Origin of the sequence: Pseudomonas koreensis (genome assembly GCF_036668835.1) — a bacterium.
Lineage (GTDB): Bacteria > Pseudomonadota > Gammaproteobacteria > Pseudomonadales > Pseudomonadaceae > Aquipseudomonas > Aquipseudomonas koreensis_I.
Map to the genome: position 1 here is coordinate 241,587 of NZ_JAZEVW010000007.1, position 14,119 is coordinate 255,705.

Annotated in this window: 2 protein-coding genes; one reads left to right on the forward strand and one right to left on the reverse strand. The window is 63.1% G+C overall.

Annotated elements, in window-relative coordinates; all coding sequences use genetic code 11:
* Nucleotides 1–52: 52 nt before the first annotated feature.
* Nucleotides 53–607, reverse strand: a complete 555-nt coding sequence (locus tag V6F91_RS20590; RefSeq protein WP_332767628.1) for an RNA polymerase factor sigma-70 — start codon at nucleotides 605–607, stop codon at nucleotides 53–55.
* A gap of 372 nt (nucleotides 608–979) precedes the next feature.
* Here V6F91_RS20590 and V6F91_RS20595 point away from each other — a divergent pair, with 372 nt between their 5' ends.
* Nucleotides 980–13,978, forward strand: coding sequence for a non-ribosomal peptide synthetase (locus V6F91_RS20595; protein ID WP_332767630.1), 12,999 nt, complete (start codon nucleotides 980–982; stop codon nucleotides 13,976–13,978).
* The last annotated feature ends 141 nt before the right edge of the window (nucleotides 13,979–14,119 follow it).

The window sequence follows — 14,119 nt, forward strand, 5'->3', positions numbered from 1 at the left end:
AGCCCTGTGGGAGCGAGCCTGCTCGCGAATGGCTTGACGCAAAAACCAGATCCTAACGACGACCCGCAACCACCGTATCGCGCCGACTGCCCGAGACCTTGCGGCAGTGCACCAGCGCATCACGAATCATGAAGTTGACCAGGGTCGGCGAGACGCCGAGTTCCTTGGCGATGTCCTTTTGCGGTACGCCGTGCAGGCGATACATCTCGAACGCATAGCGTGTGCGGCTGGGCAGTTCGGTCAAAGCGTCGGCGATGTTTTCCAGGGTCGAGAAGTTGATGTGCGAGGTTTCCGGCGATGCACCCTGGATGACCACATTCAGCCCTTCCTCTTCAGGACCTGAGTATTTCTGCTCGAGCGCCTGTTTGCGGTAGTGATCGATGGCGAGGTTGCGCACGATCTGGAACAGGTAACTCAGTTGTGCCTTGATCGACGAGGTGATCGGTGGCGCCGACTGCAGGCGGAAAAACGCATCCTGCACCACGTCCTCCGCGCGCGAGCGGCAACCGGTAATGCGCGCGGCGATCTTGACCAGAATCAGCCGATTGTCGACGAATGCCTGAAGTAGCGGTGAATCGCACCTGCTTGTGGATACTTGTTCCGTCATGGAAATCACCTTGCTGCCAAATTGGTTAGTGGGACGCCCCTGGGGGCAGGGCTGTCCTACACATCGAGCGACAAATTATGTTGAATGATAATGATTGTCAATTGAGAAAGAGAACTAATGCTGCAAGCAATTGTGTTTTGCGAACTGCGACACGCCGCCGCACCCCGGCCCCGTTGAGGGGCGCGCTCGTCGACTAATTATTTGCAGACGTCATCCGTTCTCATCTGTGAATGGCCGCGGGTATAGCTCCCGGCCAAACAGCATTCCGATGCCTTGCACGGTCGGCACAGACCGCGCCCCAGCATGCCTTTTCGCAAGGCGTGACGCCGCAACCCGATTCCATCAGCAAGCCGAATTCAGGCAGGAAACCTCATGACCGACGCGTTCGAACTCCCCAGCACCCTGGTCCACGCCCTTCAGCGCCGCGCGGCCCTGACGCCGGATCGACTGGCCTTGCGTTTTCTTGCCGAAAACCAGGAGCAGGCTGTGGTACTCAGTTATCGCGAACTCGATCAGCGGGCGCGGACCATCGCTGCCGCGTTGCAGGCCGAGGCCGAGTCGGGCGACCGCGCAGTGTTGCTGTTTCCCAGCGGCGCGGATTACGTCGCGGCGTTTTTTGGTTGCCTGTACGCCGGCGTGATCGCAGTGCCGGCCTATCCGCCGGAATCGGCACGGCGTCATCATCAGGAACGCTTGCTGTCGATCATTGCCGATGCCGAACCGCGCCTGTTGCTGACCAGCGCCGATCTGCGCGGCGCCTTGCAGCAGATCGAAGGCGCGCCGCCGCTGCTGTGCGTCGACAGCCTCGACGAGGCGCTGGCAGAAAACTGGCTCGAGCCGACGCTGACGGCAGATCACATCGCCTTCCTGCAATACACCTCCGGCTCCACCGCATTGCCCAAAGGCGTGCAGGTCAGCCACGGCAATCTGGTCGCCAACGAACAGTTGATCCGCCACGGTTTCGGTATCGACGTCAACCCGGACGACGTGATCGTCAGCTGGCTGCCGCTGTACCACGACATGGGTCTGATCGGCGGCTTGTTGCAGCCGATTTTCAGCGGCGTGCCGTGCATCCTGATGTCGCCGGCGTATTTCCTCGCCCGGCCGTTGCGCTGGCTCGAAGCGATCAGTGAATACGGCGGCACTATCAGCGGCGGGCCGGATTTTGCCTATCGTCTGTGTAGCGAACGGGTCAGCGAATCCGCTTTGGCGCGCCTCGATTTGAGCCGCTGGCGCGTGGCCTATTCCGGCTCCGAGCCGATCCGCCTCGACAGCCTCGAACGCTTTGCCGAGAAGTTTGGCGCGTGCGGTTTCAGCGCTGACAGTTTCATGGCTTCCTACGGCCTGGCCGAAGCCACGCTGTTCGTTGCTGGCACCCCGCGCGGCACCGGCATACCGGCGCTGCGTGTCGACGATCAAGCCCTGGCGCAGAACCGCGCCGAACCGGGGGACGGCAGCGCGATCATGAGCTGCGGCATCAGCCAGCCGGGGCACGCGGTACTGATCGTCGAACCGAATTCGCTCGAAGAGCTGGCGGATAACGCCGTCGGTGAAGTCTGGGCCACCGGGCCGAGCATCGCTCACGGCTACTGGCGCAACCCCGAGGCCAGCGCCAAGACCTTCGTCCAGCACGCCGGCCGCACCTGGCTGCGTACCGGTGATCTGGGGTTTCTGCGCAACAGTGAACTGTTCATCACCGGGCGCCTGAAAGACATGTTGATCGTGCGTGGTCACAACCTCTATCCGCAGGACATCGAGAAGACCGTCGAGAACGAAGTGGAAGGGGTGCGCAAGGGCCGCGTCGCCGCGTTCGCCGTCAATCATGAGGGCGAGGAGGGCATCGGTATCGCTGCGGAAATCAGCCGCAGCGTGCAGAAGATCCTTACGCCGCAAGCATTGATCAAGGCCATCCGCCAAGCCGTGGCCGAGGCGTATCAACAGGCGCCAGGCGTGGTGATCCTGCTTAATCCGGGCGCCTTGCCGAAAACCTCCAGCGGCAAATTGCAGCGCTCGGCGTGCCGCACGGGTCTGGCCGATGGCAGCCTCGACAGCTACGCGCTGTTCCCGTCGACGACGACCGAATCCCAGGCCGCGCCATCCAGCGGCTCGGATCTGCAAGCGCGGATCGGGCAGATCTGGGCCGAGCAACTGAACGTCAAACAGGTCGCCGGCGACGATCACTTCTTCCTGCTCGGCGGTAACTCGATTGCAGCCACGCAAGTGATCGCCCGGGTGCGCGAAGAACTCGCGCTGGAGCTGAACCTGCGTCTGCTGTTCGAGGCGCCAACCCTGTCGGCGTTCGCCGCTGCGGTGGCGCAACAGCAGCAGGCCGGCGGCAGCGTCCAAGGTGCGATCGTTGAATTGTCACGCAGCGAGCCGATGCCGCAATCGCTGGCGCAAAACCGCTTGTGGATCACCTGGCAACTCGACCCGCACAGCAGCGCCTACAACATTCCCGGCGCCCTGCGCTTGCGCGGTGAACTCGACGAGGTCGCACTGCGCAGCAGTTTTCAGCAACTGATCGAGCGCCACGAATCCCTGCGCACACGCTTCTTCGAGCGCGACGGCGTCGCCTTGCAACAAGTGCTGGCGGCAGGCGAGTTCAACCTGCAAGTGATCGACCTCAGCGACGTGCCAGCCGCCGAGCGCGAAGCTCGCGCCCAGCAGATCCGCGAAGACCAGGCGCATGCACAATTCGATCTGGAAAAAGGCCCGCTACTCAGGGTGAGCCTGATTCGCCTCGACGACGAAGATCACCAATTGTTGATGACCATGCACCACATCATCGCCGACGGTTGGTCGTTGAACATCCTGCTCGACGAATTTTCGCGCCTGTACGCCGCCGCCAGCCAAGGCGCGACGGCAGAACTGGCAGCGCTGCCCACGCAATACGCCGACTACGGCAACTGGCAGCGCCAATGGCTGGCACAAGGCGAGGGCGAGCGGCAACTGGTGTACTGGCAAGCACAACTGGGCGACGAGCACCCGGCGCTGGAACTGGCCACCGATCACCCACGCTCCGCCAGGCAAAAACACAGCGCAGCGCGGCATAGCCTGCGTCTGCACGCGAGCCTCAGCGCAGCCATCCGCAACACGGCGCAGGCGCATGAATCGACCACCTTCATGCTGTTGCTCGCCGCTTTGCAAAGTCTGTTGTATCGCTACAGCGGTCAGCGCGACATTCGCATAGGCGTGCCCAACGCTAACCGGCCGCGCCTGGAAACCCAAGGATTGATCGGTTTCTTCATCAACACCCAAGTGCTGCGTGCGCAGATCGATTCGCGCCAGTCGTTTGCCCAACTGCTGGCCGAGACACGCCTGGCGGCGCTCGGCGCGCAAGCCCACCAGGATCTGCCGTTCGAACAGTTGCTCGAGGCCTTCCCGCAGGCCCGCGAACATGGCTTGTTCCAGGTCATGTTCAACCATCAGCAGCGTGACCTGAGTGCGCTCAAGCGCTTGCCGGGGCTGCTCGCCGAAGAACTGCCGTGGCACAGCCGCGAAGCCAAGTTCGACCTGCAGCTGCACAGCGAAGAAGACCGCAACGGGCGCCTGACCCTGTCCTTCGATTACGCCAGCGAACTGTTCGACGCGGCAACCATCGAGCGACTGGCCGAGCACTTCTGCAACCTGTTGCGCGATGTCTGCGAGCATCCGCAGCAGGCGATCGGCGATCTGCGATTGCTGGCGCCCGATGAGCAGCAGCACCAGCAACAGTGGAGCGTAGAACCCTGCGCCCCGGCACAACGATGGCTGCCGGAACTGCTCAATCAACAGGCAGGCCTGACCCCGCAGCGTACCGCGCTGGTGTGGGACGGCGGCAGCCTCGATTTCGCCGAACTGCAGATGCAGGCCAACCGCCTCGCGCATTATCTGCGCGACAAAGGCGTCGGTCCGGATGTCTGCGTGGCGATTGCTGCCGAGCGTTCGCCGCAACTGCTGATCGGTCTGTTGGCAATCATCAAGGCTGGAGGCGCCTACGTGCCGCTGGACCCGGATTACCCGGCCGAGCGTCTGGCCTACATGCTGCGCGACAGCGGTGTCGAACTGCTCCTGACCCAGACCCGACTGCTCGAGCGCTTGCCATCCAGCGACGGCGTCAGCGTGATCGCCATGGACGCACTGCATCTGGAAAACTGGCCGAGCCAGGCACCGGGTCTGCACCTGCATGGCGACAACCTCGCTTACGTGATTTACACCTCAGGCTCCACCGGCCAGCCAAAAGGCGTCGGCAATACTCACGCGGCACTGGCCGAACGTCTGCAATGGATGCAGAACACTTACCGGCTCGATGAAACCGATGTACTGATGCAAAAAGCGCCGATCAGTTTCGACGTCTCGGTGTGGGAGTGTTTCTGGCCTTTGATCACGGGTGCACGGTTGTTGCTCGCCGGTCCCGGTGAACATCGCGACCCGCATCGCATCGCCCGGCTCGTGCAGCAGTTTGGCGTGACCACGCTGCACTTCGTACCACCGCTGCTGGCGCTGTTCATCGACGAACCGCTAAGCATCGAATGCACCAGCCTGCGCCGAGTGTTCTCCGGCGGTGAAGCGTTGCCCGCCGAACTGCGCAACCGCGTGCTGGCGCAGTTGCCGGCGATGCAATTGCACAACCGTTATGGCCCGACCGAAACCGCGATCAACGTTACCCACTGGCACTGCACCGCTGCCGATGGCGAGCGCTCGCCGATTGGCCGGCCGCTGGGCAACGTGATCTGCCGGGTGCTGGATGCCGATCTCAATCCGCTGCCGGCCGGTGTGCCGGGCGAGTTGTGCATCAGCGGCATCGGTCTGGCTCGCGGTTACCTGGGGCGTCCGTCGTTGACCGCCGAACGCTTTGTCGTCGATCCACTGGGCGAGCAGGGCGCACGTTTGTATCGCACCGGCGACCGTGCCCGCTGGGCAGCCGACGGCGTGATCGAATACCTCGGCCGTCTCGATCAGCAGGTCAAGCTGCGCGGCTTCCGCGTTGAACCGGAGGAAATCCAGGCGCGCTTGCTCGCCCAGGATGGCGTCGCCCAAGCCGTGGTGCTGGTGCGCGAAACTGCTGCCGGCGGGCAACTGATCGGTTATTTCACCACAACCGATCCTCGCGAAAACCACGACGAGCAAATTACCCGCCTGAAAGCCGCACTGGCCGCCGAGCTGCCGGAATACATGGTCCCGGCGCAACTGCTGCGCCTCGATGCCATGCCGTTGAGCCCCAGCGGCAAACTCGACCACCGCGCCTTGCCCGAGCCGCAATGGCAACTGCGCGAGCACGTCGAACCGGTGACTGAACTGCAACAACAGATCGCCGCGATCTGGCGTGAAGTGCTGGGCCTGACCCGGGTCGGCCTGCGCGACGACTTCTTCGCCCTTGGCGGTCATTCGCTGCTGGCCACGCAAATCATCTCGCGCACCCGTCAGGCCTGCGACGTCGAGCTGCCGCTGCGCGCCTTGTTCGAACACAGCGAACTCGGCGATTTCGCCGAGCAGGTCCGCCAGATTCAGCTCAGCGGGCGCACCAACGAACAGCCGCCGATCGCCAAAGTCGATCGCAGCCAAGCGGTGCCGCTGTCCTATTCGCAACAGCGCATGTGGTTCCTCTGGCAGATGGAACCGGACAGCCCGGCGTACAACGTCGGTGGCATGGCGCGGCTGCGCGGCGTGTTGCATGTCGAGCATTTTGAAGCGGCTTTGCAAGCATTGATCCTGCGCCACGAAACCCTGCGCACCACATTCCCCAGCATCGACGGCGTCGCCCGCCAGCAGGTGCATGGCGAAACTGGCGTGCGCATGGGCTGGAAGGATTTCTCCGGATCTGCTGCTCAGGTGCGTGAGCAAAAGGTCCAGCAACTGGCCGACGAAGAAGCACATCGGCCGTTCGATCTGGAAACCGGCCCGCTGCTGCGTGCCTGTCTGGTAAAGACCGCCGAGCACGAGCATTACTTCGTCCTGACCCTGCACCACATCGTCACCGAAGGCTGGGCGATGGACATCTTCGCCCGCGAACTCAGCGCGTTGTACGAAGCCTTTGTCGATGAGCGCGAATCGCCGCTGGAGCCGCTTCCGGTGCAGTATCTGGACTACAGCGTCTGGCAGCGCCACTGGCTGGAATCCGGCGAGCGTCAGCGTCAGCTCGACTACTGGACCGCGCAACTGGGCCGCGAACATCCATTGCTGGAACTGCCGGGCGATCGTCCACGACCACCGGTACAAAGCCATCAGGGCGAGCTGTTCCGTTTCGATCTCAGCGACGACCTCGCCGCGCGGGTGCGGGCATTCAATGCGCAACACGGTCTGACTCTGTTCATGACCATGACGGCTGCGCTCGCCACATTACTGTACCGCTACAGCGGCCAGACCGATCTGCGCATCGGCGCACCGGTGGCCAACCGCATCCGCCCGGAAAGCGAAGGGTTGATCGGTGCGTTCCTCAATACCCAGGTGCTGCGTTGCCAGCTCGACGGCATGATGTCGGTCGGCGAATTGTTCGAGCAGGTACGCCATACGGTGATCGAAGGTCAGTCGCATCAGGACCTGCCGTTCGATCATCTGGTCGAGGCGTTGCAGCCGCCGCGCAGCGCTGCCTATAACCCGTTGTTCCAGGTGATGTGCAACGTGCAGCGCTGGGAATTCCAGCAGAGCCGCCATCTGGCCGGGATGACCGTCGAGTACCTGGCCAACGATGCCCGCGCGACCAAATTCGATCTCAACCTGGAAGTCACCGACCTCGATCAGCGCCTCGGTTGCTGCCTGACCTACAGCACCGATCTGTTCGACGAACCGACCATTGCGCGCATGGCCGGGCACTGGCGCAACCTGCTCGAAGCGCTGATCGCCGACCCGCAAAAACGCCTCGGCGAACTGCCGCTGCTCGACCCTGCCGAGCAACAACAGCTGCTCGACAGCTTGGGTGTTGAAGCGGGCACGCACCGTCTCGACCAATGCATCCATCACCTGTTCGCCGAACAAGCACTGGCGCGCAAAGACGCGCCGGCGCTGACCTTTGCCGGGCAGACCCTGAGCTACGCCGAACTCGATGCCCGCGCCAATCGTCTGGCCTGGGCCCTGCGCGAGCGCGGCGTCGGCCCGCAAGTGCGGGTCGGTCTGGCGCTGGAGCGTTCGCTGGAAATGGTCATCGGTCTGCTGGCGATTCTCAAGGCCGGCGGCGCGTATGTGCCGCTCGACCCGGAATACCCGCTCGAGCGTCTGCACTACATGATCGAAGACAGCCGCATCGGTCTGCTGCTCAGTGATCGGGCGATGTTCGCCGCCCTTGGTGAGCTGCCACAGGGCGTCGTGCGCTGGTGTCTGGAAGACCACAGCGCGGTACTCGCCGATTACCCGGCGACCGAGTTGCCGTTGATCAGCCTGCCGCAGCATCAGGCGTACCTGATCTACACCTCGGGATCGACCGGCAAACCGAAAGGTGTGGTGGTTTCCCACGGCGAAATCGCCATGCATTGCCAAGCGGTAAGCGAGCGTTTCGGCATGCGCCCCGACGACTGCGAGCTGCACTTCTATTCGATCAACTTCGACGCCGCCACCGAGCGTCTGCTGGTGCCGTTGCTCAGCGGCGCGCAGGTGGTGCTGCGTGCGCAAGGTCAGTGGGACGCCGAGGAAATCTGCGGCTTGATCCGTGACCATCGGATCAACGTCCTCGGTTTTACGCCGAGTTATGGCAGCCAGTTGGCGCAGTTCCTCGCCACGCAGGATCAGACCTTGCCGGTGCGGATGATCATCACCGGCGGCGAAGCGTTGACCGGTGAGCACTTGCAACGGATTCGTGCGGCGTTCAAACCCACGCTGTTCTTCAACGCCTATGGGCCGACGGAAACCGTGGTCATGCCGCTGGCCAGTCTGGCGCCAGAGGTGCTGGAGGAGGGCGCTGGCAGCGTGCCGATCGGCAGCGTGATCGGCGCGCGCCTGGCGTACATTCTCGACGCCGATCTGGCGCTGGTGCCGCAAGGTGCGACGGGGGAACTGTTCATTGGTGGCTCCGGGCTGGCGCAGGCCTATCACGATCGTCCGGGCATAAGCGCAGAGCGGTTTGTCGCCGATCCGTTTGCCGCTGACGGCGGGCGCATGTACCGCACCGGGGATCTGGTGCGCCAGCGAGCCGATGGGCTGGTGGAGTATCTGGGGCGTATCGATCATCAGGTGAAGATTCGCGGTTTCCGCATTGAACTCGGTGAAATCGAAACCCGCCTGCTCGATCACGCTTCGATTCGCGAAGCGGTAGTGCTCGCGCTCGATGCGCCGAGCGGCAAGCAACTGGTTGGCTATCTGGTGACCGAAGTCGCCGGGCAAAGCGAAGCCAGGCAAATCGAACTGCGCGAAGCGCTGAAGGCGCACCTCAAGGCACAACTGCCGGATTACATGGTGCCGACCCACCTGATTCTATTGGCGAGCATGCCGCTGACCGCCAACGGTAAACTCGACCGCCGCGCCTTGCCCGCGCCCGACCCTGAGCTCAACCGTCAGGATTATGTGGCGCCGAGCAATGCGCTGGAGCAGAGCCTCGCGCAGATCTGGTGTGAAGTGCTCAACGTCAAGCAGGTCGGCCTTAACGACAACTTCTTCGAACTCGGCGGCGACTCGATTCTTTCGATTCAGGTGGTCAGCCGCGCGCGTCAACAGGGCATTCATTTCAGCCCGCGGGATCTGTTCCAGCATCAGACCGTGCAGAGCCTCGCCGCCGTCGCCAGTCGTACCGAGCGCGTAACGGCCGAGCAAGGTCTCGTGGCCGGCGAGTCGCGCCTGACGCCGATTCAGCATTGGTTCTTCGACACCGACATTCCTCAGCGACAGCACTGGAACCAGGCGTTGCTGCTCGAGCCGGGCGTGGCGCTGCAAGCGCAGATTCTGGGGCAAGCGCTGTTGGCGGTGATCGAGCACCACGATGCTTTGCGTCTGCGTTTTGCCGAGGTCAATGGTCAGTGGCAAGCCACCCATGAACCGCTGTCCGCTGCGAATTTTTTCTGGCATCGCCGCGTCGAATCGATGGAGGCTTGCCAAGCCCTGTTCGCCGAGGCCCAGCGCAGCCTCGATCTGGCGCAAGGACCGCTGCTACGGGCGGTGCTGGTCGATGGCCCGCAAGGCCAGCAACGTCTGTTCATGGCGATTCATCACTTGGTGGTCGACGGTGTCTCGTGGCGCGTGTTGCTCGACGATGTGCAAACGGTCTATCGCCAACTCGACGCCGAGCAGCCGCTGCAACTGCCGGCGAAAACCAGCGCGTTCAAGGATTGGACCGCGCGTTTGCAGGCCTACGCCGGCAGCGAATCCCTGCGCGAAGAACTCGGTTGGTGGCAGGCCCAATTGGCCGGGTCGAGCGCCGATCTGCCTTGTGCGAATCCACAGGGCGGGCGACAGCATCGTCACGCGCAAACCGTCAGCGTACGCCTCGATGCCGAGCGTACCCGGCAACTGCTGCAACAGGCGCCGAGCGCTTACCGCACGCAGGTCAACGACTTGCTGCTGACCGCGCTGGCCCGTGTGCTGTGCCGTTGGACGGGCGAGGCGTCGGCGCTGATTCAACTGGAAGGCCACGGCCGCGAAGCCCTGTTTGAAGAGATCGATCTGACCCGCACGGTCGGCTGGTTCACCAGCGCTTATCCGCTGCGCCTGATGCCGTGCGCCAGTGAAGAAAGCGCCGGGCAGGGCGCGTCGATCAAAGCGATCAAAGAACAATTGCGTGCAGTTCCGCACAAAGGCCTGGGTTACGGTGTGCTGCGTTATCTGGCCGACGATGCCATTCGTGCGAGCATGGCCGCGCTGCCGAATGCGCCGATTACCTTCAACTACCTCGGCCAGTTCGACCAGAGCTTCGCCAGCGACGCGCTGTTCCGTCCGCTCGACGAGCCGCTCGGTTCCGCCCACGATCCGCAGGCGCCGTTGCCCAACGAGTTGAGTGTCGACAGTCAGGTCTACGGCGGCGAACTGCAGCTGCGCTGGACCTTCAGCGCCGAGCGTTTCGACGCCCGCACCATAACCGATCTGGCCAATGCCTACCTCGCTGAGCTGCAAAACCTGATCGCCCATTGTCTGCAAGACGAGGCCGGTGGCCTGACGCCGTCGGACTTCCCGCTGGCGCAACTGACCCAGGCGCAACTCGATGCGCTGCCGGTGCCGGCCGCGCACATCGAAGATGTCTATCCGCTGACGCCGATGCAGGAGGGCATGCTGTTGCATACCTTGCTCGAACCGGGCACTGGTCTGTACTACATGCAGGATCGCTACCGCATCAACAGCGAACTCGACCCCGAGCGTTTCGCCCAGGCGTGGCAAGCGGTGGTCGCCCGCCATGAAGCGTTGCGTGCGTCGTTCTGCTGGAACGTCGGCGAAGACATGCTGCAAGTGATCCACACGCCGGGTCGCACGCCGATCGAATACCTGGACTGGAGCGCTGTCGCTGAAGCCGAACAGGAACCGCGGCTGCAAACCTTGCTGAAAAGCGAGCGCGAGGCCGGTTTCGATCTGCTCGCTCAGGCGCCGTTTCATCTGCGCCTGATCAAGGTCGGCGCGGCGCGTTACTGGTTCATGATGAGCAATCACCACATCCTCATCGATGCCTGGTGCCGCTCGTTGCTGATGAACGATTTCTTCGAGATCTACAGCGCCCTCGGCGAAGGCCGCGAAGCGCAGTTAAGCACGCCGCCACGTTATCGCGATTACATCGGCTGGCTGCAACGCCAGAGCCTGGCCGAAGCGCGGCAGTGGTGGCAGCAGAATCTGCAAGGCTTCGAGCGCACCACACCGATCCCGAGCGACCGTCCGTTCCTGCGTGAACATGCCGGTGAAAGCGGCGGAATGAGCGTTGGCGACTGCTACACCCGCCTCAATGTCGAGGACGGTGCGCGGTTGCGTGAACTGGCGCAGGCACATCAGCTGACCATCAATACGTTTGCCCAAGCGGCGTGGGCGCTGGTCTTGCGCCGCCTCAGCGGTGATCGCGACGTGCTGTTTGGCGTCACCGTGGCCGGGCGCCCGGTAGACATGCCAGAGATGCAACGCACGGTGGGCCTGTTCATCAACAGCATTGCGCTGCGCGTACAGATGCCGGCAGACGACGAGCGCTGCAGTGTGCGGCAATGGCTGAGCGCGCTGCTCGACTGCAACATGCAGTTGCGCGAGTACGAATATTTGCCGCTGGTGAACATCCAGGAACAAAGCGAATTGCCCAAGGGCCAGCCGCTGTTCGACAGCCTGTTCGTCTTCGAAAACGCCCCGGTGGAAGTCTCGGTGCTGGACCGCGCGCAGAGCCTCAACGCGACCTCGGATTCCGGCCGGACCCACACCAACTTCCCGTTGACGGCGGTGTGTTATCCGGGCGATGACCTCGGTCTGCACCTGTCGTATGACCAGCGCTATTTCGACGAGACGACGGTCGAGCGCCTGCTCGCTGAGTTCAAGCGCCTGCTGCTGGCGCTGGTCGAGGGTTTCCATGGCGACATGGCCGAGCTGCCGCTGCTCGGTGGGCAGGAGCAGGACTTCCTGCTGCACGGTTGCAACCAGAGTGCGCAGGATTATCCGCTGGAGCAGAGCTATGTCGCGCTGTTCGAAGCGCAGGTCGCCGCGCATCCGCAACGCATCGCGGCCAGCTGTCTCGATCAACAGCTGAGCTATGCCGAGCTGAACCAGCGCGCCAACCGCCTCGGTCACGCATTGATCGCCGCCGGGGTGACATTTGATCAACCGGTGGCGCTGCTGGGCGAGCGCAATCTCGATCTGCTGGGCATGATCATCGGCAGCTTCAAGGCCGGCGCCGGCTATCTGCCGCTGGACCCGGGCCTGCCGGGCCAGCGCCTGCAACGCATCGTCGAACTGAGCCGCACGCCGGTGCTGGTCTGCAGCCAGGCCTGTCGCGAACAGGCGCAAGCGTTGCTCGATGAGTGCGGTTGCGCGCATCGTCCAAGACTGTTGGTCTGGGAAGAGATTCAGGCCGCGGCTACCCCGGTGGAGAACCCAGGCCTTTACAGCGCCCCGGACAATCTCGCCTACGTGATCTACACCTCGGGTTCCACCGGGCAGCCGAAAGGGGTGATGGTCGAGCAGCGCGGCATGCTCAACAACCAGTTGAGCAAGGTGCCGTATCTGCAATTGAGCGAAGCCGATGTGATCGCGCAGACCGCTTCGCAAAGCTTCGACATTTCGGTCTGGCAGTTCCTCGCCGCGCCGTTGTTCGGCGCGCGGGTCGACATCGTGCCGAACAGCATTGCCCAAGATCCGCAGGGTTTGCTGGTGCATGTGCAAGCACAGGGCATTACCGTGCTGGAAAGTGTGCCGTCGCTGATTCAGGGCATGCTCGCCTCCGAGCGCCTGAGCCTGGATGGCCTGCGCTGGATGCTACCGACCGGCGAAGCGATGCCGCCGGAGCTGGCGCACCAATGGCTGCTGCGTTACCCGGGCATTGGTCTGGTCAACGCCTATGGCCCGGCCGAGTGTTCGGACGATGTGGCGTTCTTCCGTGTCGACATGGCATCGACGCGCGGCAGCTATCTGCCGATCGGCACGCCGACCGACAACAATCTGCTGTACCTGCTTGATGGTGCGCTGGAGTTGGTGCCGCTGGGCGCGGTGGGCGAATTGTGCGTCGCCGGGACGGGCGTCGGACGCGGTTACGTCAGTGATCCGCTGCGCACCGCGCCGGTGTTTGTGCCGAATCCGTTCGGTGCGCCGGGCGAGCGCCTGTATCGCACCGGAGATCTGGCGCGGCGGCGCAGCGATGGCGTGCTGGAATATGTCGGCCGCGTTGATCATCAGGTGAAAATTCGCGGTTACCGCATCGAACTGGGCGAGATCGAAGCACGCCTGCATGAACAGCCGGAAGTGCGCGACGGCGCGGTCGGTGTGCAGGAGGGCGTCAACGGCAAACATCTGGTCGGTTATCTGGTCGCAGCGGATTCCACACTGAACCCGAACGAACGCCTGGAGCGAATCAAACAGCGCCTGCGCGCCGAGCTGCCGGAATACATGGTGCCGCTGCACTGGCTGTGGCTCGATCAACTGCCGCTCAACGCCAACGGCAAGCTTGATCGCAAAGCCTTGCCGGCGCTGGAAATCGGCCAGTTGTACAGCCACGACTACCTGGCGCCGCGCAATGAGCTGGAGCAGACCCTGGCGGGTATCTGGGCCGAGGTGCTGAAGGTCGACAAGGTCGGCGTGCGTGACAACTTCTTCGAGCTGGGCGGGCATTCGTTGCTGGCCACGCAGATTGCCTCGCGGGTGCAGAAAGCCCTGCAACGCGACGTGCCGCTGCGGGCGATGTTCGAATGCAGCACGGTGGAGGAACTGGCTGAATACATCGATGGACTGGCGGCGGGTGGCATCACCGAGGACAAGGTTGATCGGCTCAATGATCTGATGGCGGAGCTGGAGGGGCTCTGATTATTTAGTGTCTGCATTGGCCTCTTTGCGAGCAGGCTCGCTCCCACACAGGATCTTTGATTTTCACAAAATCCCTGTGGGAGCGAGCCTGCTCGCGAATGGCGCCGGTGAATTCAACACAAATCAACCGGTAAGTGACTG